The sequence below is a fragment of the Pseudomonas sp. GL_091 genome, assembly GCF_057837725.1.
The window spans coordinates 7,078,245-7,102,390 of record NZ_CM174451.1 but is presented as its reverse complement, the minus strand read 5'-3'; the positions used below and the strand labels follow the sequence as shown (position 1 = coordinate 7,102,390).

At 60.1% G+C, this 24,146-nt stretch carries 24 protein-coding genes and 1 pseudogene; 10 read left to right on the top strand and 15 right to left on the bottom strand.

Annotated features, from left to right (window positions below; genetic code table 11):
* Positions 1 to 19 precede the first annotated feature (19 nt).
* The 5 genes from hflK (AC3ITY_RS32450) (at position 20) to cfaB (ending at position 7,380) form a co-directional block, all read left to right on the top strand.
* On the top strand, positions 20 to 1,978 hold the full coding sequence (gene hflK, locus AC3ITY_RS32450; RefSeq protein WP_489306946.1) for a protease modulator HflK: 1,959 nt from the start codon (positions 20 to 22) through the stop codon (positions 1,976 to 1,978).
* The gene (gene hflC / locus AC3ITY_RS32445; protein ID WP_489306944.1) at positions 1,975 to 3,015 is read left to right on the top strand and encodes a protease modulator HflC; all 1,041 of its coding nucleotides are present in this window, start codon (positions 1,975 to 1,977) and stop codon (positions 3,013 to 3,015) included. Before hflK (AC3ITY_RS32450) ends, hflC begins: the two co-directional genes overlap by 4 nt.
* A complete protein-coding gene (hflK, locus tag AC3ITY_RS32440) occupies positions 3,012 to 4,070 on the top strand; it encodes a protease modulator HflK (RefSeq protein WP_489306942.1) in 1,059 nt (352 codons plus the stop codon). The genes hflC and hflK (AC3ITY_RS32440) overlap by 4 nt, the downstream gene beginning before the upstream one ends.
* Positions 4,067 to 5,977, top strand: coding sequence for a cation-translocating P-type ATPase (locus tag AC3ITY_RS32435; RefSeq protein WP_489306941.1), 1,911 nt, complete (start codon positions 4,067 to 4,069; stop codon positions 5,975 to 5,977). Before hflK (AC3ITY_RS32440) ends, AC3ITY_RS32435 begins: the two co-directional genes overlap by 4 nt.
* A gap of 218 nt (positions 5,978 to 6,195) precedes the next feature.
* A complete protein-coding gene (gene cfaB, locus AC3ITY_RS32430) occupies positions 6,196 to 7,380 on the top strand; it encodes a C17 cyclopropane fatty acid synthase CfaB (protein WP_223455211.1) in 1,185 nt (394 codons plus the stop codon).
* On the opposite strand, the gene cls is transcribed toward cfaB, so the two are convergent.
* Complete coding sequence (cls, locus tag AC3ITY_RS32425; RefSeq protein WP_489306940.1) at positions 7,377 to 8,816, bottom strand: cardiolipin synthase; 1,440 nt, start codon at positions 8,814 to 8,816, stop codon at positions 7,377 to 7,379. The two genes, cfaB and cls, sit on opposite strands and share 4 nt — an antisense overlap.
* Before the next feature lie 132 nt (positions 8,817 to 8,948).
* Here cls and AC3ITY_RS32420 point away from each other — a divergent pair, with 132 nt between their 5' ends.
* On the top strand, positions 8,949 to 9,470 hold the full coding sequence (locus AC3ITY_RS32420; RefSeq protein ID WP_007989673.1) for a DUF3617 domain-containing protein: 522 nt from the start codon (positions 8,949 to 8,951) through the stop codon (positions 9,468 to 9,470).
* A 100-nt stretch (positions 9,471 to 9,570) separates the two neighbouring features.
* Here AC3ITY_RS32420 and AC3ITY_RS32415 read toward each other — a convergent pair whose 3' ends face one another.
* From AC3ITY_RS32415 to AC3ITY_RS32380, 8 genes and pseudogenes are all read right to left on the bottom strand, one after another.
* Entirely contained in the window at positions 9,571 to 10,449 is an 879-nt protein-coding gene (locus AC3ITY_RS32415; protein ID WP_489306938.1) for a His/Gly/Thr/Pro-type tRNA ligase C-terminal domain-containing protein, read from the bottom strand.
* 31 nt (positions 10,450 to 10,480) lie between these two features.
* A pseudogene (locus tag AC3ITY_RS32410) lies at positions 10,481 to 10,794 on the bottom strand (amidohydrolase family protein); the annotation flags it as partial.
* Between the two features lie 50 nt (positions 10,795 to 10,844).
* Complete coding sequence (locus AC3ITY_RS32405) at positions 10,845 to 11,405, bottom strand: gamma carbonic anhydrase family protein (RefSeq protein WP_489306936.1); 561 nt, start codon at positions 11,403 to 11,405, stop codon at positions 10,845 to 10,847.
* Positions 11,402 to 12,277 carry a metal ABC transporter substrate-binding protein gene (locus tag AC3ITY_RS32400; protein WP_489306934.1) on the bottom strand — a complete coding sequence of 292 codons (876 nt, stop codon included), beginning with the start codon at positions 12,275 to 12,277 and terminating at the stop codon, positions 11,402 to 11,404. The genes AC3ITY_RS32405 and AC3ITY_RS32400 overlap by 4 nt, the downstream gene beginning before the upstream one ends.
* An 11-nt stretch (positions 12,278 to 12,288) precedes the next feature.
* A complete protein-coding gene (locus tag AC3ITY_RS32395) occupies positions 12,289 to 13,155 on the bottom strand; it encodes a metal ABC transporter permease (RefSeq protein ID WP_489306932.1) in 867 nt (288 codons plus the stop codon).
* Entirely contained in the window at positions 13,155 to 13,823 is a 669-nt protein-coding gene (locus AC3ITY_RS32390) for a metal ABC transporter ATP-binding protein (RefSeq protein WP_489306930.1), read from the bottom strand. The genes AC3ITY_RS32395 and AC3ITY_RS32390 overlap by 1 nt, the downstream gene beginning before the upstream one ends.
* Positions 13,820 to 14,716, bottom strand: a complete 897-nt coding sequence (gene folE2, locus AC3ITY_RS32385) for a GTP cyclohydrolase FolE2 (RefSeq protein ID WP_489306928.1) — start codon at positions 14,714 to 14,716, stop codon at positions 13,820 to 13,822. Before folE2 ends, AC3ITY_RS32390 begins: the two co-directional genes overlap by 4 nt.
* Before the next feature lie 145 nt (positions 14,717 to 14,861).
* Positions 14,862 to 15,239, bottom strand: a complete 378-nt coding sequence (locus AC3ITY_RS32380) for a glutamine synthetase (RefSeq protein ID WP_489306926.1) — start codon at positions 15,237 to 15,239, stop codon at positions 14,862 to 14,864.
* A gap of 142 nt (positions 15,240 to 15,381) precedes the next feature.
* Between AC3ITY_RS32380 and zigA the strand changes: the two genes are divergently transcribed.
* On the top strand, positions 15,382 to 16,587 hold the full coding sequence (gene zigA, locus AC3ITY_RS32375) for a zinc metallochaperone GTPase ZigA (protein WP_489306924.1): 1,206 nt from the start codon (positions 15,382 to 15,384) through the stop codon (positions 16,585 to 16,587).
* Between the two features lie 15 nt (positions 16,588 to 16,602).
* Here zigA and AC3ITY_RS32370 read toward each other — a convergent pair whose 3' ends face one another.
* A complete protein-coding gene (locus tag AC3ITY_RS32370) occupies positions 16,603 to 16,959 on the bottom strand; it encodes an NADH:ubiquinone oxidoreductase (RefSeq protein ID WP_489306922.1) in 357 nt (118 codons plus the stop codon).
* Between the two features lie 27 nt (positions 16,960 to 16,986).
* Here AC3ITY_RS32370 and AC3ITY_RS32365 point away from each other — a divergent pair, with 27 nt between their 5' ends.
* Complete coding sequence (locus AC3ITY_RS32365; RefSeq protein WP_489306920.1) at positions 16,987 to 17,958, top strand: CobW family GTP-binding protein; 972 nt, start codon at positions 16,987 to 16,989, stop codon at positions 17,956 to 17,958.
* Between the two features lie 4 nt (positions 17,959 to 17,962).
* Here AC3ITY_RS32365 and AC3ITY_RS32360 read toward each other — a convergent pair whose 3' ends face one another.
* Positions 17,963 to 18,376, bottom strand: coding sequence for a DUF3301 domain-containing protein (locus tag AC3ITY_RS32360; RefSeq protein WP_489306918.1), 414 nt, complete (start codon positions 18,374 to 18,376; stop codon positions 17,963 to 17,965).
* A 119-nt stretch (positions 18,377 to 18,495) separates the two neighbouring features.
* Here AC3ITY_RS32360 and pdxY point away from each other — a divergent pair, with 119 nt between their 5' ends.
* A complete protein-coding gene (gene pdxY / locus AC3ITY_RS32355; protein ID WP_489306916.1) occupies positions 18,496 to 19,368 on the top strand; it encodes a pyridoxal kinase PdxY in 873 nt (290 codons plus the stop codon).
* Positions 19,369 to 19,480: 112 nt separating this feature from the next.
* Here pdxY and AC3ITY_RS32350 read toward each other — a convergent pair whose 3' ends face one another.
* Entirely contained in the window at positions 19,481 to 19,963 is a 483-nt protein-coding gene (locus tag AC3ITY_RS32350) for an acyl-CoA thioesterase (RefSeq protein WP_489306914.1), read from the bottom strand.
* Between the two features lie 286 nt (positions 19,964 to 20,249).
* Here AC3ITY_RS32350 and AC3ITY_RS32345 point away from each other — a divergent pair, with 286 nt between their 5' ends.
* The gene (locus tag AC3ITY_RS32345) at positions 20,250 to 22,013 is read left to right on the top strand and encodes a cation:proton antiporter (protein WP_489306912.1); all 1,764 of its coding nucleotides are present in this window, start codon (positions 20,250 to 20,252) and stop codon (positions 22,011 to 22,013) included.
* Between the two features lie 22 nt (positions 22,014 to 22,035).
* Here the strand turns inward: AC3ITY_RS32345 and AC3ITY_RS32340 are convergent, their stop codons facing one another.
* The 3 genes from AC3ITY_RS32340 to AC3ITY_RS32330 form a co-directional block, all read right to left on the bottom strand.
* Positions 22,036 to 22,443, bottom strand: a complete 408-nt coding sequence (locus tag AC3ITY_RS32340; RefSeq protein WP_223455238.1) for an SMI1/KNR4 family protein — start codon at positions 22,441 to 22,443, stop codon at positions 22,036 to 22,038.
* Positions 22,444 to 22,581: 138 nt separating this feature from the next.
* Positions 22,582 to 23,460: a Tim44 domain-containing protein gene (locus AC3ITY_RS32335; protein WP_489306910.1), complete on the bottom strand. Its 879-nt coding sequence runs from the start codon at positions 23,458 to 23,460 to the stop codon at positions 22,582 to 22,584.
* Positions 23,461 to 23,639: 179 nt separating this feature from the next.
* Positions 23,640 to 24,080, bottom strand: coding sequence for an EamA family transporter (locus AC3ITY_RS32330; RefSeq protein WP_223465191.1), 441 nt, complete (start codon positions 24,078 to 24,080; stop codon positions 23,640 to 23,642).
* Positions 24,081 to 24,146 lie beyond the last annotated feature (66 nt).

Sequence of the window (24,146 nt, the reverse complement as noted above, 5' to 3'; positions counted from 1 at the left end):
GAAGACACTCTGGAGTGGTATGCAAGTCGATCTCGATGTTGATGAAGCGCCGTTAGCCGGGTTGCCGCGCTTTCAGCAGGCGTTCATTCAAGGGCGGCGTTTGCGCCAGTTCGCCATCGGCGCGGGCGTATTCGCGACGGTGGGTGTGCTGCTGGCGCTTTTTGCCGGGTTGTTTTCCTCGCAAACACTGTGGCCGGCGTTGCTGCTGAACCTGAGCGCGGCGTCTGTGGTGTTGATGGCCGGTTTGCAATCGGCCTGGTCGGTAACCCAGTGGCGTGCCCGCGCCATGAATCCCGTAGTGCCGGTGGTTGATGTCGACGAGTCTGCCGCGCCATCGGGGTGGTATGAGCGATTGCTGGACCGGATCAGCCGACAATCGCAGCATCTGCTCGGGCAAATCGGCGCGCCGACGCTGTGGCTTGGCGGCTGGGCATTGTTGGCGGTATTGAGCGTCGAACAAGCCTGGAACCTCACGTTGCCCCCGGCAGCGCTGGGCCTGTCGGCCACTGTCGGGGCGGCGTGCTTCCTACTGTTGGCGTTCGGCCTGTTGGTGATGGAACGCCATCTGGCCCAGGAAAACACTGCGCAATGGCCTGAAGCCGCAACATTGGCGCAATTGATCCGTGTGGCGATCATCAGCCTGGTGCTCAGTGCTTTTTGTCTATTGTTTGCCGATGAAACCTCGATATGGCCTGTACGCCTGGCGGTGTTGATCGGTCTGCTGCCGGGGCTGGTGGCGGCAGAACTGTTACTGCGCGCGCTGTTGTCATTGTTCAGCCCGCGCCGCGAACGCCTTGAGCCGGAGCTGTTGGCGCGCAGCTTTGTCGCTGACATGCTGCGCTGGCCGCCACAGCCATTGCTGGCGTTGCAGCACGAATTGCATAACCGCTTCGGCATCGATCTGCGGCAGATCTGGGCCTTCACTTACATGCGTCGGGCGTTCCTGCCGGTGCTGGCGGTGGTGTCGCTGGTTGGCTGGTCGCTGACCGGCATTCACGAAATTGCCCTGCAAGGGCGTGGCATCTACGAACGATTCGGTAAGCCAGTGGAGGTGTTCAGCCCAGGTTTGCATATGGGTTTGCCTTGGCCATTGGGCCGGGTGTTGAGCGTCGAGAATGGCGTGGTACACGAGTTGGCCACCAGTGTTGGCGAAACCACCGTCCCCGCTCAGGCCGACCCCGCCGAAGGCCCGGCCCCGGTAGTTGCCAATCGCTTGTGGGACGCCAGCCATGTGAACGACAAATCCCAGGTGATCGCCAGCAGCCGAGCCGACAAGCAGAGCTTTCAGATCGTCAACATGGACGTGCGCTTCGTCTATCGCATCGGTCTGAGCGATGAGGCGGCGTTGGCTGCGACCTATAACAGTGCCGATGTGCCGATGTTGATTCGCAGCACCGCCAGCCGAATCCTGGTTCACGATTTCGCCTCGCGCACCCTCGACGGTTTGCTTGGCGAAGACAGGGTAGGGCTGGCCGAAGAGATCGGCCGCGCGGTGCAGGTGGACCTGCAAAAACTCGACAGCGGCGTGGAAATTCTCGCCACGGTGGTCGAGGCGATTCACCCTCCGGCCGGTGCAGCCAATGCCTATCACGGCGTGCAAGCGGCGCAGATTGGCGCGCAAGCCTTGATCGCCCGAGAACGCGGCGCTGCTGCCGAGGCCACCAACCAGGCGCAGTTGCAGGCCAGCATCGCCCGTGATCAGGCGACGGCCAGCGCCCGTGAAATCAACGCTGGCGCCGAGGCCGCGGACCTGAAATTCAACGCCGAGCAAAAAGCCTATGCCAGCGCTGGCCAAGCCTTCGTGCTGGAGCAGTATTTCAGTCAGTTGTCCCAGGGTTTGGCCAACGCCAGATTGCTGGTGCTCGATCATCGTCTGGGCGGCAGCAGCAATGCGCCAACCATCGACCTCCGTACTTTCACGCTGCCGGTTGACCCTGCGCCGTCGCGTAAAACCGCTCAGCCAGGAGCTGCCAATTGAGCCAGTCCCATACGCACAATCACGATGACCACGGCGGACACGATCACGGCCATGGCGGGCATCATCACCACGGCCATCACCATCATCACGGCGATCCGCAGGAGGCCGGTCCATTCCCATGGCGTCGGATGGGGTGGGCGGCATTGCTGGTGGCGTTTGCGGTCGCCGCCGCAAGCCTGGTGCAGGTGCGTTCGGGTGAAGCCACTGTGATCACGCGCTTTGGCAACCCATCGCGAGTCTTGCTGGAACCGGGACTGGGTTGGCGCTGGCCGGCACCGTTCGAAGCGGCGATCCCGGTGGATCTGCGGCTGCGTACCACGTCCAGCGGTTTGCAGGATGTCGGCACCCGGGACGGTTTGCGCATCATCGTTCAGGCCTACGTGGCGTGGCAGGTGCAGGGCGATTCGGACAATGTGCAACGTTTCATGCGCGCAGTGCAGAACCAGCCCGATGAAGCCGCGCGGCAGATTCGCACCTTTGTCGGCTCCGCACTGGAGACCACCGCCAGCAGTTTTGATCTGGCGAATCTGGTCAATACCGATGCCAGCCAGGTGCGCATCGCCGATTTCGAAGCACAACTGCGCAAGCAAATCGATCAGCAGCTGCTCACCACTTATGGCGTGCGCGTGTTGCAGGTCGGTATCGAACGATTGACGCTGCCTTCGGTGACGCTCACTGCGACTGTCGACCGGATGCGCGCCGAGCGTGAAACCATCGCCACTGAGCGCACGGCCATCGGCAAGCGTGAAGCCGCGCAAATTCGTTCCGCCGCCGAGCGTGATGCGCGAATTGTGCAGGCCGATGCCACGGTGAAAGCGGCAGATATCGAAGCGCAATCGCGCGTCGAAGCGGCGCAGATTTACGGCCGCGCCTACGCGGAGTCGCCGCAGCTCTACAACCTGCTGCGCTCGCTCGACACCTTGGGCACGGTGGTAACGCCGGGAACCAAGCTGATTCTGCGCACCGATGCCGCACCGTTTCGGGTGTTGGTTGAAGGTCCGCCGAGCCTCGACAACAAGTCCGGATCGCAGCCATGAGTTTGGTTCCACGTGGAACAAATGAGTTGAGCAGCCCCTGGATTCAGGCCGGGCGCTTGGCGTTTCTCGCCCTGTACGCGGTGACAGTGTTGGCGGCGTTGGCGTGGGCGTTTTCCAATGTGCGGCAGATTGATCCGCAAAATCGCGCGGTGGTTTTGCATTTCGGTGCGCTGGATCGCATTCAGAATGCCGGGCTGTTATTGGCCTGGCCGCAACCGTTCGAGCAGGTGATTTTGTTGCCGGCGGCAGATCGGGTGATTGAGCGTCGAGTGGACAACCTGTTGCGCAGTGGTGCCGCGATACAGGCAGATCGCGTGGCCAGTTTTGCCACGCCCATCAGCGATGCCCTCGCTGGCTCAGGTTATCTGCTGACCGGTGATGCCGGGGTGGTGCAACTGGATGTCCGGGTTTTCTATAAAGTCACCGAACCTTACGCGTTCGTGCTTCAAGGCGAACATGTGTTGCCCGCACTGGATCGGTTAGTCACCCGCAGCGCTGTGGCGCTCACCGCCGCTCGTGATCTGGACACTATCCTGGTCGCCCGGCCAGAGCTGATCGGCGCTGACAGTCAGGCGGCTGAAAGACGCGAGCGCTTGCGAGGCGATCTGGTGCAGGGCATCAACCAGCGTCTTGCCGAGCTCTCCGCGACGGGGCAGGGACTGGGAATCGAAGTGGCGCGTGTAGATGTGCAATCGAGTCTGCCAAGCCCGGCGGTCAATGCCTTCAATGCAGTCCTGACAGCCAGTCAGCAGGCCGACAAAGCCGTGGCCAATGCGCGTACCGAAGCCGAAAAACTGACGCAAACCGCCAACGAGCAAGGCGACAGAACACTACAAGTTGCCCGTGCCCAAGCCAGTGAACGACTGGCCAAAGCATCCACCGACACGGCCACTGTGTTGAGCCTGGCCAAGGCGCAACAACAGGGCACTGACCCGCAAATGCTGCTGCGCATTTATCGCGAGCGGTTGCCGAAAATTCTCGGGCAGGCCGGTTCGGTCACGACGGTCAATCCCAAAGACGATTCCCGCCTGATCATTCAGGGAGCTGCACAATGACTGCGCAAACCGCCACCGCGCCGAGCATGTTGTCTTCGGCAGAACAACGTAGCGCCGCGCGCCAACTGACCCTGGCCATGCTCGCATTGGGCTTGCTGGCCTTGGGATTAATCTGGCGTTGGCTGGCGCCGGAGCAGACCGGCGTCAGTCAGCTGCTGCTGGGTTTTGCCTCGCTGCTGGTCGCCATACCGGTCATGCGTTCGGCCTGGTACAGCCTGCGATATCCAAGCCTGCACGGCATCACCGATCAATTGATTGCCCTGGCCATGCTGGGTGCCTGGGCCACCGGGGATCTGCTGACGGCGGCTCTGTTGCCGATCATCATGATCTTCGGTCACGTGCTGGAGGAGCGCAGCGTGATCGGTTCCCAGGAGGCGATTCACGCCCTCGGCAAACTGACCCGCAGCCATGCACGCAAGATTCAGGCGGACGGCTCGATCATCGAAGTCGACAACGGTACGCTCAAGGCCGGCGACCTGGTCGAGGTCCGCGCCGGGGACCGGGTGCCGGCGGATGGTCGGGTGTTATCCGGCCAGGCCAGTCTGGACACCGCCTCCATTACCGGCGAATCAGTACCGATGGAGGCGGGCGTCGGCATGTCGGTGTTTGGTGGCGCGATCAACCTCGACGGTCTGCTGCGAATCGAAGTGACCCGTACCGGCCAGGAGTCGACCCTCGGCAAAGTCATCGCCCTGATGCAAAACGCCGAGCGCTCGAAACCGCCGATCACTCGTTTGCTGGAGCGTTACGCCGGCAGCTATATGGTGCTGGTGTTGCTGTTGGCTGCCGTGACCTGGTTCATCACCAACAACGCTCAAGCGATGCTCGCGGTATTGGTGGCGGCCTGTCCTTGTGCGTTGGTGTTGTCGGCACCGGCCACGGCGATAGCCGGGGTGGCAGTGGCGGCGCGCCACGGTATTTTGATCCGCAGTTCCGCGTTCCTTGAAGAGTTGGCGGACCTCACCTCGCTGGTAGTCGACAAGACCGGGACGCTGACCTTCGGTACCTTGCGCCTGCAATCCATCGACAGTCCGCTGGAAGATCGCAGCCATGTCCTGAAGCTCGCCGCCAGCCTCGGCTCGGCCAGCAGTCACCCGGTCAGCCGTGCGCTCGCGGGGTTGGTGACCCAGGAGCATTTCCTGCTGCTTTCTGACATTCATGAGCGCCAGGGCCTGGGCGTGGTGGCGATGACCGAGCAGGGCGAAGCAGCGCTCGGCCGGCCGGAATTGTTCGCGCAACTGGGCATCAGCACAACGACGGTTCCCGATCACGACGGTCCGATTGCCGGGCTGGCGCTCAACGGTGAATTTCTCGCCTGGCTGTTGTTGGCCGACAGCGTCAAACCCGAGGCGCAATTTGCCTTGGGTGAGTTGCGCGATCTCGGACTGGGTCGCCAGTTGTTGCTCACCGGTGACCGCCACAGCGTCGCGCAAACGCTCGCCCGGGATGTCGGGATCAGTGACGTCGAAGCGCAAGCCCTGCCCGAAGACAAACTGAACCGCGTGCTCAAGGAAATCGACAGCGGCTTTCGGCCGATGGTGGTCGGCGATGGCATCAACGACTCTCTGGCCCTCAAGGCTGGCGTGGTGGGTGTGGCCATGGGCGCGGGCGGTGCGGACATCGCCCTGGCATCGGCTGACATTGTGCTGATCGGCAGTGACCTGCGCCGCCTCGGCACCTGCGTGCGCCTGAGTCGTCAGTGCCGCCAGACGTTGCAGGTCAATGTGATCATCGGATTGGGCTGGACCCTGGCGATCGTGGCCTTCGCCGCGTTCGGCTGGCTCGGCGCTGCCGGGGCGATGATTGCGGCGCTGCTGCATAACCTCAGCACCTTGTTGGTGTTGGGCAATGCCGGTCGTTTGCTGCGGTTCCAGGAGCCGTTGCTCAAGCTCAAGGACGAAACCTGAAGGCAATTGCTCTAAATCGGGTAATCACGGGGCTTAAACTTTTTAGAACTGTGCGCCCGGTTCGTAGTCATTGGAGATGAGGGCACATCATTTTGTGCGTTCGCGGCGGCAGGTGTAGGCGTCGCGAATCATTGAAATCGGCTATTAATTCGATAGCCAGCTATTTTTCAAAGATGGTCTACCCTCTGTTTAGACGTCTGAAACAAGGGGGCTTCTCCATGCTCGCGCATCTTCCACCGGCCTTACAGAATCTGCAATTACCGCTTCGCCTGAGACTCTGGGATGGCCATGAACTCAATCTGGGACCGGCGCCCAGCGTCACTATTGTGGTTAAGGACCCACAAATGGTCACCCAGTTTACCCATCCAAGCCTGGACGCCCTCGGTGCTGCTTTTGTCGAAGGCAAACTGGAACTCGAAGGCTCCATCAGCGAAGTGATCCGTGTCTGCGATGAATGGAGCCAGGCGTTGCTGGACGAAAACGACGACAATCAGCCCGTTCGTAGCGCCCACGACAAAGAGACAGACGCCAAGGCGATTTCCTACCACTACGACCTTTCCAACGCGTTCTATCAGCTGTGGCTCGACAGCGACATGGCGTATTCCTGCGCTTACTTCGAGACCGGCAGCGAAAGCCTCGAGCAGGCCCAGCAAGCCAAGTTCCGTCACCTGTGCCGCAAGCTGCGCCTGCAGCCCGGAGAATATTTGCTGGATGTGGGTTGCGGGTGGGGCGGATTGGCGCGTTTTGCGGCGCGGGAATTTGGCGCGAGAGTGTTCGGTATCACCCTCAGCAAGGAGCAGTTGGCCCTGGCCCGGGAACGCGTGAAAGCGGAGGGCCTGGAGGACCTGGTAGAACTGCAACTGCTCGACTATCGCGATCTGCCCCAGGATGGCCGTTTCGACAAGGTTGTCAGCGTCGGCATGTTTGAACACGTTGGCCACGCCAACCTGGCCGAATACTGCAATACCTTGTTCGGCGCGGTGAAAGAGGGTGGCCTGGTGATGAACCACGGGATCACCGCCAAATACACTGATGGCCGTCCGGTAGGACGTGGTGCCGGAGATTTCATCGGGAAATATGTGTTCCCCAATGGCGAGCTGCCGCACCTGTCGATGATCTCTGCCGAGATCAGTGAGGCGGGGCTTGAAATCGTCGACGTCGAGAGCTTGCGCCTGCACTACGCTCGTACGCTCGATCACTGGAGCGAACGCCTGGAAGACAACCTCGAAGCGGCCTCCAGACTCGTACCGGAACAAGTCCTGCGCATCTGGCGGCTGTACCTGGCCGGTTGCGCCTACGCGTTCGCCCGCGGCTGGATCAACCTGCACCAGATTCTCGCGGTGAAGGCCCACGCCGATGGCAGTCATGAACTGCCATGGACTCGTGACGACATCTACCTCTAGAGAATCGGCGAAATAAGCCGGGCGACCCGCATGCCGACCTGCTGCAGGCGGTGGGTCTCCCGGCCTTCTCCTTTGGCGATTTCGTGGGCATTGGCGAAATCATCGTTGAGCATCTGTTCCACCTCGGCGGCGAACGCGCGGTCGACGGTCAGCAACATCACTTCGAAATTCAGCCGGAACGAACGGTTGTCCAGGTTGGCGCTGCCGATGGCGCTGATTTCACGGTCGATCAACACCACTTTCTGGTGCAGGAATCCGGGTTGGTAACGGAATACCCGCACACCGGCGCGCACGGCTTCGAAGGCGTAGAGGCTGGAGGCGGCGTAGACGACTCGGTGGTCGGGCCGAGACGGCAGCAGCAGCCGCACATCCACACCGCGCAGGACCGCCAGGCGCAATGCTGCGAATACGGCTTCATCGGGGATGAAGTACGGGCTGGTGATCCAGACCCGCTCCGTCGCCGCATGGATTGCTTCGACAAAGAACAGAGAACAGGTTTCGCAGGCGTCTGCCGGCCCGCTGGCGAGCAACTGGCACAGCACGCCGTCTTCCGGATAAACCTCGGGCAGGATCAGTGGTGGCAGGGCATGAGCCACCCAGAACCAGTCTTCAGCGAAAGACTCCTGCATGCACGCCACCACTGGCCCGCGCACTTGCACGTGGGTATCGCGCCAGGGGGCCAGGGGCGGTTTCTCGCCCATGTATTCATCACCGACATTGTGCCCGCCAACGAAGCCGAGAATGCCGTCTACGACCACGATCTTGCGATGGTTGCGGAAGTTCACCTGAAAGCGATTGAACCAGCCACTACGGGGGCCAAATGCCTTGACCTCGACCCCGCCATCACGCAAGGCCTGCACATAGCCGTTGGGCAGGGAATGGCTGCCGATTCGGTCATACAACAGGTAGATCGCTACGCCTTCTGCGGCTTTCTTCAACAGCAAAGTTTGCAGGCGTTGGCCGAGACGGTCGTCATGGACGATGAAAAACTGGATCAGCACGGCTTCTTTCGCCTGGCTGATGGCATCGAAAATGGCCTCGAACGTCGACTGGCCGTTGATCAACAGTCGCGTCTGGTTATTGGCCAGACAGGGCATGTTTCCAAGCTTGGGCATCGCTCTGAGCGAGGCGTAGGTAGAAGAAGCGCGGGCGGTGAGGGCTTCTTCTACCCAGGGTCGCCAGTTGAGTTCGGAAACAGCCTTGCGCATTTCCTCGTTGGCCTGCCGCCGGGCTTTGATGTAGCCATCAAAGGTGCTGCGGCCGAACATCAGGTACGGGATCAGCGTGAGGTAAGGGATGAAAAACAGCGACAGGGCCCAGGCGATCGAGCCTTGGGCGGTCCGGACGGTCAACACGGCATGTATGGCCGCGATCATGCCCAGCGAGTGCAACAGGGCGATGGTATAACCGAAAATATGCGGTCCGAAGTAATCCATGGGGGCTGCCTTGCTCCTGAAGATTCAGTGCTTAACAGACCATGTTCCGTGCAGAATGTCGCTAATTAATTCGCCCATGAACCGAAGCCGGCGGCTGACGTCTAACGGCCACTACTGATCAGGAGTTACTCGATGAACGTTCGTCTGCTGGGTTTGGCCATGGCACTGGGTTTGGCACTTCCTGTGGCGGCTCACGCGCAAATGCTGCAACCAGGATTGTGGGAGCTGACCACGAGCAACATGAAGGTCGACGAGCAGAATATGCCGGACCTGCAATTGATCTTGGGCCAGCTCCAGAGCCAGATGACCCCTGAGCAGCGCGCCCAACTGGAAAAGCAGGGCATCACCATGGGCGGCAAAGGGATCCGGGCGTGCCTGACCCCTGAGCAGGTCAAGACCGACAACATTCCGCTGACCGATCCGCAGTCGGGCTGCAAACAGGAAATCACCGACCGCTCCGGCAATCAGTGGAAGTTCCGTTTCAGTTGCCCGAAAGCCCAGGGTGCTGGTGTGGCGACGTTCCTCAGTGATCGCGAGTTCACCACCAAGGTCAACGGGACGTTCAACGCCACCGGCATTCAGCAGAAGGGCAGCCTCGAATCCCGCGCCGTCTGGTTGGGGCAGGATTGCGGCACGGTAAAGCCAAGAGCTTAAAAAAGCTTCACGAGCATGGCTCGCTCCCACAGGAGATGTGTGATCGACACACAGTCAATGTGGGAGCGAGCCTGCTCGCGAATGCGTCCGCACGGCCTTCCTAAATCTCGAGCCGACTCAACCACTCACATGCTGCCTCGACAGGCATCTGGCCAAAATCCTCCCCCGTGCGACTGCGCACACTGACAAATCCCCCAGCCTGTTCTTTTTCGCCAACCACTACCAGGTACGGCACGGTCTGGCTGTGCTGGCGAATCTTGTAGTGGACTTTTTCGTTACGCAGGTCGGCCTTGGCGCGTACGCCTTTTTGGCGCAAGGATTCGGTCACCGCTTGGGCATAAGTCGCCTGGCGGTCATCCATGCTCACGACAACCACGTGGGGTGGAACGCGCCAGTGTTGCAGTTCCTGATGGCTGGACCAGCAGGTGCCGTAGATCCGTTGTTGCAACGTGCCGCTGATGTGATCGAGGGCAAACGCCTGCAAGACTTTGGTGGTGGGGACATGCGGTCCATGGCTCTGGTACTCGGTGTCCCCCAGACGGTACAGCGACACTGCTTCTCGCGCCGGCCGTCGACGGATCGAGTGATTGGTTGCTGCCAATGACTGCATGCGAGCTTCGATGAGGGGCAGGTCTGCCGGGGTCAGCGGTTGGTCGACTGCAAACTCGTAAAAGAAACCGTCACCCAATTCCTTTCCCGCACGCATTTGCGCATGAGGGTGGAGTTGCTTGACCGCCATGGCCAGCATCAATGCACAGGAGCGGCGCAGGATCTCCAGGCCGTCCGGCTCCCGGGGGGTGACTATGCTGACCCGGGCATCCGCCTCGATCAGGTATTCGCAGTCCACCAGTACACCATTGACTCGGCCCGCTACGGCCGCGCTGGCCAATTCGGGGCCGATGCTGGCAGCCACCTCGTGCACGGACAGTGGCTGGTCGTATTCACGCAATGAACCATCGGGCAGGGTGATCTGGATCATGGTCGGCGTACTCACGTGCTTCTAACGAGCGTTATCGCATAAACCGTAGGGGCAAACGCAACTGTCGTTAAGACGTTTGTCGTGCCAGGCAATTTGCCCAGACACGATCGTGGTGCTGACGCTGTGTTGAAAGCTACGGCGGGCGAAGGGTGTCCAGCCGCACTGCGACAGGATCGGTTGCGTGGCAACGGCAACGCTGCCGGGTTCGGGCTTGATCAGCACCAGATCTGCCCAATAGCCTTCTCGAAGATAACCGCGATCGGGAATGGCGAATAGATCGGCGACACGATGGCTGGTTTTGGCCACCAGTGTGGTGATCGGCAAAATCTGCTCCGCGACCAGTTCACGGCCTTCGTTCACCAAACGGGCATTGCGAATCAGCACGCTGCTCATGCTCAGAACTCGTTTTGCAGGGCTTTGTAGCCGCGCACCAGGTCGACGTTGGTGCGCGCCACGTCTTCGGAAAACTCCGAGGCGCTGACGCTCACCGGCGGGTATTGCGAGAGGTCGGTGTTGGTGCCGATCCGCGTGGTGGAGGGCACGTAGAAGGCTTCAGGCAGGTCACGACCGTCGACCACCGAGTTGTGCCGCACCACGCAACCGTCACCAACCACGCAGTTGAACAGCACGCTGTTGAAGCCGATGAGCACTCGATTGCCCACGGTGCAGGGGCCATGCACGATCGAGCGGTGGGCGATGGAAGTGAACTCGCCAATGGTCACCGCCGCACCGGATTTGGAATGGATCACCACGCCGTCCTGGATGTTCGAGTTGGCGCCGATGGTGATCGGCTGCATGTCGCCTGAGTCATCGACCTCGTCAGCGCGGATCACCGCGTAGGGCCCGACGAACACGTTCTCGCCGATCACCACTTTGCCGCAGATGATCGCCGTCTTGTCGACGTAGGCCGACTCGGCAATCAGCGGTAAATCTCCGGAAGGGTTCTTGCGGATCATGGCTTGCTCAACGCGTTGTACAGGGTGTTGAGGTTGTACTCGAACAACCCGGTGAAGGTGCTGGCCGGACCGTTCGCCGCCAGGGCATCGGAGTACAGCGTGCCGCCGATCTGCGCGCCGCTTTCATCCGCTATCTGCTTGAGCAAGCGGGCGTCCTTGATGTTTTCCATGAACACCGCCTTGACCTTGGCCTGACGAATCTGGGTGATCAGTGCGGCCACTTCGGCGGCTGAAGGTTCGCGCTCTGTGGACAGGCCTTGAGGCGCCATGAACTCGATGCCGTAGGCCTGGCCGAGATAACCGAAGGCGTCATGGGACGTCACGATCTTGCGGTTGCCCGGTGGCAGTGAACCGAGTTTGGCCTTGGCTGCGGCGAGCAGGGCATAGACCTGTTTCAGATACGCCTGGCTGTTGCGCTCATAGTCGGCGGTGTTCGCCGGGTCGGCGGCGATCAGCGCCTTGGTGATGTTGGCGATGTACAGTTCGGTGTTCGCCAGGTTATGCCAGGCATGCGGGTCGGGAACGGTTTCGCCGTCTTCATTCAGGCTGCGCGGGACGACGCCGTGGCTCGCGCTGATGACCGGCGCCCGGGTCTCTGTGCTCGTCACCAGGCGATCCAGCCAGGGCTCGAAACCCAGGCCATTCTTGATGATGAGCCTGGCTTTGAGCAGCGCTTTGGCATCGTCCGGTGTCGGCTCGTAGGTATGGGCATCCGCGTCCGGGCCGACCATGTTGATGATCTGGATATGCTCCTTGCCGACCTGTTGGGTCATGTCGGCAAGGATGCTGAAGCTGGTGACCACCTTAAGTTTTTCGGCGGCAGACAGTGACATCGACACCATCAAGCTGAACAGCACGAGTAAAGCACGCATCGGTTAACACCTCATTGGGATGTGAGCAAAGGCGGGCGGCGCAGCAAGCCGTGCACCGGTCCGAACACCACGGACAGCAGATACCCGCCGCCGGCCACCAGCACGATTGCCGGGCCACTGGGCAGCGAGAAATAGAACGAGATCAGTAAACCTAGCCACACCGAGAGGCTGCCGAGCAGGGCGGCGACGACGATCAGCACCGGCAGGCGGCGACTCCAGAAACGCGCCGCGGCGGCAGGCAACATCATCAGGCCGACCACCATCAACGCGCCGATCGCCTGGAAACCGATGACCAGATTCAACACCACCAGCGTCAGGAACAAGCCGTGGGCCAGTGGGCCTAGTCGGCTGACGGTTTGCAGAAAAAGCGGGTCAAGGGTGTCGAGCAGCAGTGGTTTGTAGATCAGTGCCATGGCAATCAGGCTCAGGCCCGAGACCCAAAGCATGCCGGTCAAGGTCGGGCCATCGACCGCCAGCGCCGAGCCAAACAACAGGTGCAACAGGTCCAGGCGTTTGCCGGCGATGCCGAGAATCAGCACGCCACCGGCGAGGGAAATCGGGTAAATCGCCGCGAGGCTGGCGTCCTCTCGCAGGCCGGTGCGTCGCGTAATCCAGGCCGCGAGGCCGGCCATACTCAGACCGGCGCCGAGGCCGCCGATGGTCAACGCCGGGAGGCTCAAGCCGACAAACCAGAAACCCAGAGCCGCACCGGGAAGAATGCCGTGGGCGACAGCGTCGCCGATCAGACTCATGCGCCTGAGGATCAGAAACACCCCAAGGGGCGCCGTACTGCACGCCAGGAGCAAACCGCCGAGCAGCGCCCGACGCATGAAGACGAACTCGTGGAACGGTTGCCAGAGATGCGCGGTAGCGATCATCAGGCCACCTGCGCTTGGGGTGGTTGGCGGATCAGTTCGGTGCTAGGGCCGAATGCGCATCCACTGTTTTTTATCAGCAGGGTGTGTGGGATGTGCTCGCGGACAGCGGCGAGGTCATGGCACACGACTACCTGCGTCCGGCCTTCGAGGTGCCATTCGTGTATGTGCTTCCAGAGCAATGTCTGGCCGAGTTCATCGAGGGCCGCGTGGGGTTCGTCGAGCAACAGCAAGGGGGCGTCGGTCAGGCTCAATCGGGCGAGCAGGGCGCGTTGCAATTCGCCACCGGAAAGGGCCATCAAGGGTCGATCTTCCAGGCCGTTCAGGCACCAGTTTTCGAGGACGGTGTTCAGTCGTTGGCTACGGATCGCCGGTGACTGTTTGTTGCCCCAGAAACCGGCGGCGACCAATGCCTGAAGGCTGATCGGAAATTGCCTGTCCAGATGTTGTTGCTGGGGCAGGAACGACACACCGCCCTTGAGGGGAACATCCAGTCGCACCTTTCCGGCCAACGGTTTTTGCAATCCGGCGATGACCTTCAACAGGCTGCTTTTCCCGGAGCCGTTCGCACCGATGATGGCGGTCAGGCTGCCCTTCGACAGTTCGAAGTCCAGCGCTGGTGTGAGTGGCTGCCCCGGTGCGCCCCAGCGCAAAGCGTGGCAAGCAATCATGCGGCCTCCCAGTTGAAACGGCTTTCGGCTACGGCGTCATGGGCGTGCAGGCTTTCGGCGTGGGTGACGCGAATGTGGAAGGCATTGATGCCTGTGGAGCGTTTCAGGGCCAGATTCAATCGGCGTGCGGCGTCCTCGCAGAACATCAGGTTCTGACCATTGGCCAGGGCGAAGGCTTGTTCGTCGGCGCGTTTTACCGCTGTTTGAACGGCGGTGCCGAGTGCGGCTTCGGCGTCGTTGATGACGGCGATCAGAGGCAACTCGTCCAAAAAATCAGCCAGCCGTACGCACAACTTTGCGCTGCTGCGTTGGCTGTGAGGTGTGGCGACGATGCCGTTCGTGGAGCCGAGCCACGCTAAAACGTCGGCGTGTTGCAGTGGCTTGTTGGCGAAATCATCGACGAACTGCTGCTGAATCAACTGTCGAGAAAGGGCTGCGGAACACGGGCAGGTTGAGGAATAAGGCACATCGATTTTTAGTTCCACGTGGAACATTGCGTTTTTCAATCGCGCTTCGATGCTGACTGGATAACTTTTCCAGCCTGCCAATGGACTGATCAGCGCCGGCCTTTTCAGCAACAAATCGGCGTGAAGGGTTAGGTGAGCGCTGCTGGATAACCCTTCGTGGCTCTCAAGAAAACGCTGCAAAACTCGCCGCAATAAAACCGGTGAAAGGTTTTCCTGCTCCAGCAATTCAAGCGCCAAATAAAGCCGTGACATGTGAATGCCGCGAGCGTTGCCATCGTCGAGGCTCACGCCGGCATCGGCCTTTGCATTCAGTCGTTGGCCATCAAACAAAACGGGAAGAGCAATGCCGCACATGCCCACCCACTCCAGTGGCAGGGCTTGGCGTGAGGCCTGCGCGGCGATATCCGGCAGAGTCAGCGCATTCATGAGCAGGTCCATCGTGGGAGTTGATTTGTCATGTTATAGTATAACAATACAATCGACGATGCCTTTTTCATGAGCGGACTTTCATCATGCGCAACCGCCACATGCTCAGCCTGATTTCACGCCATCAACAGAAAAACAAAGAGGCCTAACAGCCAGCGATCCGGCTGCAGGTGAACTTGGCGCTGCTGCCGCCGGAGCTGGAAAACCGGTTGATCGTGGTCCAGCCGACGCGCCGGTTGTAGCCAACCCAAGCCTCGCCATCGGAAGCGATACCAGTGAAAAACGTAAGTTGGCCGTAGCGGCTGTTGGTCTGTGCCCAATAGCGTTTTCCGGCCGTTTCGAAACCCCGCAGATAGATGGTGCTGCCGGCGGTGTTGACGCTGTAGGCGTTGCCATCCGCATCCACGCAGGCCAGCAGGTTGGCGCTGCGAGTGCACCTGGCCAGGCTCGGGACCTGTGCCATCGCGTCGGCAGCCACCAGCAGGGAAAGCATGATCAATGCAGGTTTAAGGGTGTTGCGCATGGGCGTTCTCACAAGGGGAGCGGCGTTCAGCATCCTGTCCTTTTCCCTACCGGGCAAGAGAGGATGGTTTATTTGTGTTGTTACAGTATAACATTGTGTAAGCCCGACACAGCGACCGGGCATCCCTGTGAGGAATATGCAGATGTCCAATCGACTTCCCGTGACCGTTCTCTCCGGCTTTCTTGGCGCCGGAAAAAGTACACTTCTTAATTACATACTACGTAATCGCGATGGCTTGCGGGTTGCAGTCATCGTCAACGATATGAGCGAAATCAACGTCGATGGCACCGAAGTCCAGCGCGATGTCAGCCTTAATCGCGCTGAAGAACGGTTGGTGGAGATGAGTAACGGGTGTATTTGCTGTACGTTACGTGAAGATTTGCTGGAGGAGGTGAGTCAACTCGCCAGGGAGGGTCGCTTCGACTATCTGCTGATCGAGTCCACCGGTATTTCCGAACCGCTGCCTGTGGCGGAAACCTTCACCTTCCGCGATGAAAACGGCCAGAGCCTCAACGACATTGCACGTCTCGACACCATGGTCACGGTGGTCGATGGCATGAACTTCCTGCTCGATTACCAGGCCGCCGAAAGCCTGGCTTCCCGAGGAGAAACCCTTGGGGAGGAAGACGAGCGTTCGATTACCGATCTGTTGATTGAGCAGGTCGAGTTCGCCGATGTGATTTTGCTCAGCAAGATCGACTTGATCAGCAGCCACCAACGCGAGGAACTGATCGCCATACTTGAACGGCTCAACGCCCGGGCGGAAATCATTCCGATGGCGATGGGCGAAATCCCCTTGAACAAGATTCTCAACACCGGTCGTTTTGACTTCGAAAAGGCTGCCCAGGCACCGGGATGGCTACAGGAACTGCGCGGCGAACACGTGCCGGAAACCGAAGAGTATGGCATTGCATCCAGTGCTTACCGGGCTCGCCGGCCGTTCCATCCGCAGCGTTTCTTCAACTTCATCGACGGTCCTTGGGACAACGGCAAACTGCTGCGCTCCAAGGGCTTTTTCTGGCTGGCGAGCAAGCACATGGACGCCGGCAGCTGGTCTCAGGCCGGTGGTTTGATGCGCTATGGTTTTGCCGGGCGCTGGTGGCGTTTCGTACCGAAAAACCAATGGCCGCAAGACGAAGAAAGTACTACCGGGATCATGAAAAACTGGACCGCCGACAGCGGGGACTGTCGCCAGGAACTGGTATTCATCGGCCAGAACATCGACTTCACGCAACTCACGGCCGAACTGGACGCATGCCTGCTGACCGATGAGGAAATGGCGCTGGGCGTAGAGGGCTGGGGTTTGCTGCCTGATCCATTCGGCCCCTGGTATGAAGAGGCCGCCTGATCCACTACTGGCGCTTCAAGGCTTGAGCCAGGCGCCCTGGCTCTGGGCCTCGCAGTACGGCTGCAAATACGCCGCGTCGGTGGCAATGCCGTAATAGTGAATATCCTGTCGGTAGGGCATATTGGCGACTTGGGCGTTGCTGCAAATACCAAATGCGCCGCCGGGGCATTGATCGACATACTGCACATCGACGTTCTGCCCCGCCAGGTTCGGTTGGCAGAATCCATCGGCGAAGAGTTTTGGCGGGATGTTGCGGTTCTGCTGGCAAACCTGGACATCAAGCCGCTCGCCCTGGCTGTGAACCACACAAGCCTGGGCCAGCGCCTCGCCTGAAACGAGTGCCAGGAGCAACGACAAGCCAATCAACCGCATCCACCACCTCCTCAGAAATCATCGACCATGCTGCAGAATATCCCCACTCATGTCATAGCCGGCCCGTTGGGCGCCGGCAAGACCAGCCTGATCAAGCACCTGCTGGCCCAGCGCCCGGCTGGCGAGCGGTGGGCGGTGTTGATCAACGAGTTTGGCCAGATCGGTCTCGACGCTGCGCTACTGACCCAGGACGCCGATGGTATCGCACTGGGGGAAGTGGCCGGGGGCTGCTTGTGTTGCGTCAACGGTGCGCCGTTTCAGATTGGTCTTGGGCGCTTGTTGCGCAAGGCGCAACCGGATCGGCTGTTCATCGAACCCTCAGGGCTGGGGCATCCGGCGCAGTTGCTCAGGCAATTGAGCGAAGCGCCGTGGCAAGGCGTGTTGGCTGTCCAGCCTTGTGTGCTGGTGTTGGATGCCCAGTCGCTCGCCGCTGGCAAACCGCTGCCGGATGTTCAGCAGCAAGCGCTGGGCCATGCGGGACTACTACTGTTGAACAAGTCAGAGGGGCTCGAAGAAGAAAGCCGCCAGCGAATCGCCGGGCAATTGCCGCCGCTCCCCCTGTGCTGGACGCAACAGGCGGTTTTACCCTTGAGCGAGTTGCCAGGGCTGAATGCCAAAGCGCGGGCAGGTGTGGATAACTTCGTCGTGCCCAAGGGATTGGCGCAGATGCCGACGGTCTGGAGCGATCCCGCGTTGCCCATTTGCTTGAGTCAGGAACAGGACGGTGGCTGGAGCATCGGTTGGCGTTGGCACCCAAGCCAGGTGTTTGATGCCGCTGTGGTAGGCCGGTGGCTTGAAAGCCTTGGCTGGAAGCGGGCGAAGCTGGTTATCCACAGTTCCCACGGCTGGATCTCGGCGAACGCGGTGGATAACTCGGTGCTGGACTGGCAGCCCATTGAATGGCGGCAGGATTCGCGTATCGAGCTGATTTTCAGTGAGGTGCAGAATGCAGAACGACTGCAGCGTGAGCTGGCAGCGTGCCGATCCGGATCGGGTTAATGGCTTAAGGCCGCCACTTGGTATGGTCCTGACGCCACTGGCTCAGCTCGATCACTTCCGCGCGAGGTTTCGCCACGTCGACCACTGGTTCGGTTTCGTCGAACGGGACCGGGTAGGGCGCCAGCTCAATCTGTGCACTGTGAGCGCCGAACTGGGTGATGGTGCCGTTGTGGCGGGTTTCGCCGGTCACGGTGAATTCGAAGTTATACACACGGGCCAGGCGTCGCCGACCACTGGCATCCCTGATGAACGCGATTCTTTTCAAGGCCACGTTGCCGTCGAGCAATTCGATCCCGAGTTTGCCGCAATGCTGCTTGACCCGCTCCAGCGCGCGCTCGCGCAAGCCGTGGTTGTGCCATAGCCATGCCCCGGCAGTGGCGAACAGCATCAGCACGAATATATTTCCAAGGGTCAGCATCAACAGGGTGCTCCAACAAGATAGTGTCAGCTTAACTGCGTCGCTGGTCTGTCGTACAGGCTGCGTTTAGTCGCATACTGCGCGGCTAGAATTTCAATCGTTTTACGGAAATCCACCGCATGAAACGTACACCGCATTTGCTCGCTATCCAGTCCCACGTGGTATTCGGTCACGCCGGCAACAGTGCCGCGGTTTTCCCGATGCAACGGGTCGGGGTGAATGTCTGGCCGCTCAATACCGTGCAGTTCTCCAATCACACCCAGTACGGCCAGTGGGCCGGTGAAGTGCTGGCGCCGCATCAGATCCCCGACCTGATCGAAGGTATCGCGGCGATTGGCGAGCTGGGCAACTGCGATGCGGTGCTTTCCGGTTACCTCGGCAGTGCGGCCCAGGGCCGGGCGATCCTGACGGGGGTGGCGCGGATCAAGTCTATGAATCCCAAGGCACTGTACCTGTGTGACCCGGTCATGGGGCATCCGGAGAAGGGCTGCAGTGTTCCGGCGGAGGTCAGTGATTTTCTGTTGGAGGAGGCCGCCGCCGTGGCGGACTTCATGTGCCCGAACCAGTTGGAGCTGGACAGCTTCTCCGGGCGCAAGCCGCAATCGCTGTTCGATTGCCTGGCAATGGCGCGTGCATTGTTGGTGCGCGGCCCGAAAGCAGTGCTGGTCAAGCATCTGGACTACCCAGGCAAATCGGCAGAGGCCTTCGAGATGCTGCTGGTGACGGCCGAAGGCAGCTGGCATTTGCAGCGCCCGTTGCTGGCGTTCCCGCGTCAGCCAGTGGGCGTGGGCGATCTGACGTCCGGCCTGTTCCTGGCGCGTGTGCTGTTGGGCGACAGCCTGGTGGCCGCTTTCGAGTTCACGGCGTCGGCGGTGCATGAAGTGCTGCTGGAAACCCAGGCCTGTGCCAGCTACGAGTTGGAACTGGTACGGGCTCAGGACCGGATTGCCCATCCGCGGGTGCGGTTCGAAGCTACACCAATCAGTCTCTGATTCAGCGCTGCCCCCATCGCGAGCAGGCTCGCTCCCACAAGGTTAATGCTGTACCTGTGGGAGCGAGCCTGCTCGCGATAGCGGTCCGAAGATCGCGCAAGAGCGACCGGCCTTAGGCGTCGCCCTTGATGTCCTGATAACGCTTTTCCAGCTCCTGACGAATCTGCCGGCGCTGCTGGGCCTGCATGTAACGGCGCTTGTCTTCGCTATTCTGCGGTTGCAACGGTGGTACGGAGACGGGTTTACGCTGGTCATCCACCGCGACCATGGTGAAGAAGCAGCTATTGGTGTGACGCACCGAGCGTTCGCGGATGTTCTCGGTCACCACTTTGATGCCGACCTCCATGGAGGTGTTGCCGGTGTAGTTGACCGAGGCGAGAAAGGTCACCAGTTCGCCGACATGGATCGGCTCACGGAAAATGACCTGATCCACCGACAGGGTCACCACATAGCGGCCGGCATAACGGCTGGCGCAGGCGTAGGCTACTTCGTCGAGGTATTTGAGCAGGGTGCCGCCATGGACATTGCCAGAGAAGTTGGCCATGTCGGGGGTCATCAATACCGTCATCGACAGCTGGGCGTTTCCGGGTTCCATAGCATTCTCACGGGTCAAGGCCAGGTTTGAGGGATGCACCTCTGCGGGTGCCTCGGCGGTTTTTTCAAACCAACAGTTATCGGGACGCCGGGTGCGGGGTCGCCGTCACGCCGGATCCATCTGTTTCCATATATTGCACCGCCTTTCTGCCAGAAGTCGCGGTGTTACCCTGCAAAAAGCCCAGCCTCAAGGGCATTTCCTACGTGCAATTCCGATTTTTGTTCTGCTTGATCAGGCTTTTCCTGCGTCCGGGGATAGAGCAATGCCATCCAGGGAGTCTCACGCCATGCATGCCATCAGTTTCATTCAGGATCTGGCAGTGATCATGTTGATCGCAGGTGTGGTCACCGTGGTTTTCCATCGCCTGAAACAACCGGTGGTGCTGGGATACATCGTCGCCGGATTCATCATTGGTCCGCACACCCCGCCGTTCGGCCTGATCCACGACGAAGAAACCATCAAGACCCTGGCCGAGCTCGGTGTGATATTCCTGATGTACTGCCTGGGCCTGGAATTCAGCCTGCGCAAGTTGTTCAAGGTCGGTGCCACGGCATTCATCGCGGCATTCCTGGAAATCGTGCTGATGATCTGGATCGGCTACGAGATTGGTCGCTGGTTCGACTGGAACACCATGGATTCACTGTTCCTCGGCGCGATCCTGGCGATTTCCTCGACCACCATCATCGTCAAGGCGCTCAACGATCTGAAGTTGAAGAACGAGCGATTTGCCCAGTTGATATTCGGAGTGCTGATCGTCGAAGACATTCTGGGCATCGGCATCATCGCGCTACTGTCCAGCATCGCGGTCAGCGGTACGGTCAGCTCCGGCGAAGTGTTTTCCACGGTCGGTAAACTGTCGCTGTTCATGATCGTCGCGTTGGTCATCGGCATCCTGATGGTGCCGCGGCTGCTGGCCTACGTCGCCAGATTCGAAAGCAACGAAATGCTGCTGATCACGGTGCTGGGCCTGTGTTTTGGCTTCTGCCTGCTGGTGGTCAAGCTTGAATACAGCATGGTCCTCGGGGCATTCCTGATCGGCGCGATCATGGCTGAATCCCGGCAACTGCTGAAAATTGAACAACTGATTGAACCGGTTCGCGATCTTTTCAGTGCGATTTTCTTTGTGGCCATCGGGCTGATGCTCGATCCGGCGATCCTGCTTCAGTACGCCTGGCCAATCGCCGTAATCACCGTAGCCGTGGTGCTCGGCAAGATGTTGTCCTGCGGCCTTGGTGCATTTATCGCCGGCAATGACGGACGTACCTCGCTGCGGGTCGGGATGGGTCTTTCACAGATTGGCGAATTCTCTTTCATCATCGCGGCACTGGGCATGACGTTGCAGGTCACCAGTAACTTTTTATACCCCGTGGCTGTGGCGGTTTCGGTGATCACGACCTTGCTGACGCCTTATCTGATTCGGGCGGCTGATCCATTGTCGATCAAGCTCGCCGGCGTCATGCCAGAACGCCTGGGACGGGTGTTGGGGATGTACGGCGAATGGCTGCGCAGCATCCAGCCTCAGGGTGAGGGCGCGTTACTGGCATCCATGATTCGCAGGATTTTGCTGCAGGTGGGAGTCAATCTGGCGCTCGTGATCGCGATCTTCTTCTCGGGTGCGTACTTCGCCGAACGCATGTCGGCTTACCTGCAAGGCTGGATCAGCGATCCGAGCTGGCAAAAGGCATTGATCTGGGGTGGGGCGCTTTTGTTGTCGCTGCCTTTTTTGATTGCGGCGTACCGCAAGCTAAAGGCACTGTCGATGTTGCTGGCGGAAATGGGCGTGAAGCCGGAGATGGCCGGGCGCCACACGCAGCGAGTGCGCCGGGTGATCGCCGAAGTGATCCCGATCCTGTCGCTACTGGTGATCTTTTTGCTGCTGGCAGCCTTGTCGGCCAGTATTCTGCCGACCAACAAGTTGCTGGTGCTGATCGCCGTGGTCGCGGCCGCCGTGGCGGCGCTGCTGTGGCGCTGGTTCATTCGTGTGCATACGCGGATGCAGGTGGCGTTGCTGGAAACCCTCGACAATCACAAGGAGTCGTCCGGGCATTGACCACCCAGCGGCGTTGACTGGATCAGCTTTCCAGCCAGACGTCCCGCGCCCAGTGCCATACCGACTCCCAGGTTTCTTCGGCGATCAGCTCCTCTTCGGCCTGCCAAAGCACCACGGTGCCGTCTTCTTCGACCAGATAGTAGTCGTCACCGACCTGGCAGATCGGGATCAGGCTGCGATCGACGCCGGCATCCCAGGCGTTGGCGGCAACGTCGGGCAGGTAGGTGTGGGATTGCGGGTCGGTCACGGTGACCGGTTCCAGGCTGCCGTAGACCACGTCGCTGACGGTCAGCAGAAACTCTCTGAAGACGAAGGGTATGTCGATGAACAGTTGTTCTTCGATTTCGACCAGCAGGTCTTCGTCGGGCAATTCCAAGGGGACCGGTACCGGTTCGTTGGCTTCACGCAGTTGTTCGATGATTTCTTCCACGTCCGGGATCCTCTTGCTTGTATGGCGCGGTTTATATGGGGCGGTTTATACAGTAGCTTGCTATAGATGCAACCGCGAAATAGAAAACCCCAGCCAGGGCTGGGGTTTTGTTTACAGCAGGTGAAGTTCTACGCGGGATCAGCCGTTCTGGCGGATACCTGCCACCAGCCAAGGCTGGTTTTCGCCCTGTGCACGTTCCATGTTCCAGCTTTCGCTGAAGACTTCGCCCTGGTCGAAACGCGAGGTTTTCGACACGCCAGTGAAAGTCAGGGTGGCGATGGTCTTGTCGGCGCGATCGTCCACACCGTCCAGCTGTACATTGAGGTTATCGATGTAGGTGGACTGGAAACCGTCGCCCAGGTCAGCACGCTCACGCTTGAGGAACTCCAGCATTTGCGGGGTCACGAACTCGGCGATCTTGTCCATTTCGTTGGCGTCCCAGTGCTGTTGCAGGGACTGGAAGTGATTGCGTGCCGCTTCGACGAAGTTTCCTTCGTTGAACCAGGCTGGCGCGTTGATCACTGGACGAGCGGCAACAGGCGCTGCCGAACCACCGAAGATCGAGCCGCCGGCAGGCTTTTGTTCGAACGCCTCACGTTGCATCGGCGCGTGGCCGGCCGGAGCGTAGTGCTCCTGCTGCTTGCGGCGACGGGCGGCGATAAAGCGGAAGACCAGGAACGCAATGACCGCCATGATCAGGATGTCGAAGATCTGCATACCCTGGAAGCCGCCGCCCATGAACATGGAGGCCAGCAGGCCACCGGCGGCGATACCGGCCAGAGGGCCGAGCCAGCGCGAAGCGCCACCGGCCTTGGCAGCGGCGCCAGCGGCACCGGCAGCACCCGCGGTCGCCGCAGCGCCGCCCATGCCTGGAGAAGAAGGAGCCATTTGGCTGGTCTGGTGAGTCGGCGCAGCGCCTGCGCTTTTGCCACCACCGAAGCGCTTGGCGGCATTGACGTCGAGACTCATCGTCAGGCCGATGCACAACGCCATGGCGATGCTAAGAAAACGTTTCATAAAGGGAATTCCCATTTGTGGAAGGCACGCGCGCCATGTTGCACAGCTGAAGTGTTACTGGCTAGCGGCAGAGTGTTTCGGGCTTTTGCCTGACAGGTCGTGTTCAGCTTCAGTCAGTGCAAGAAGGCCTTTTGACTTTGATCTGTCAGATGAGTGGACAGGGTTTGTAGGACGGTCACCTAGCGTCGCAGAGCCAGCATGACCACCCCGGCCGTGATCAGGCCGATTCCGCCCCATTGGCGCAGGTCGAGTTTTTCACCCAGCAGGACAACGCCAAGAACAGCCACCAGCACCACGCTGAGCTTGTCCACTGGGGCAACCAGTGACGCCGGACCGACCTTGAGTGCGCGGAAATAGCAGATCCACGATGCACCCGTGGCAAGGCCCGACAACAGCAGGAAAAGGTAGCTCTTCGCAGAGATCGATCCCAAAGACTGATATTGGCCCGTGGCGTACAAAATCAAGGCCAGGCTGACCAATACCACTATCGTACGTAGCAGGGTGGCGAAGTCGGAATTGATGTTTTCGATGCCGACTTTCGCGAAAATGGCGGTCATCGCCGCGAATGCCGCCGATAACAGGGCCCAGAATGTCCAGGAAGAAAAGAAACCTGAGCCCATGCTTTTTGCACCTTATTCAGATCAATTTCTGTAAGTCCACACGCAACCCTGTGGGAGCGGGCTTGC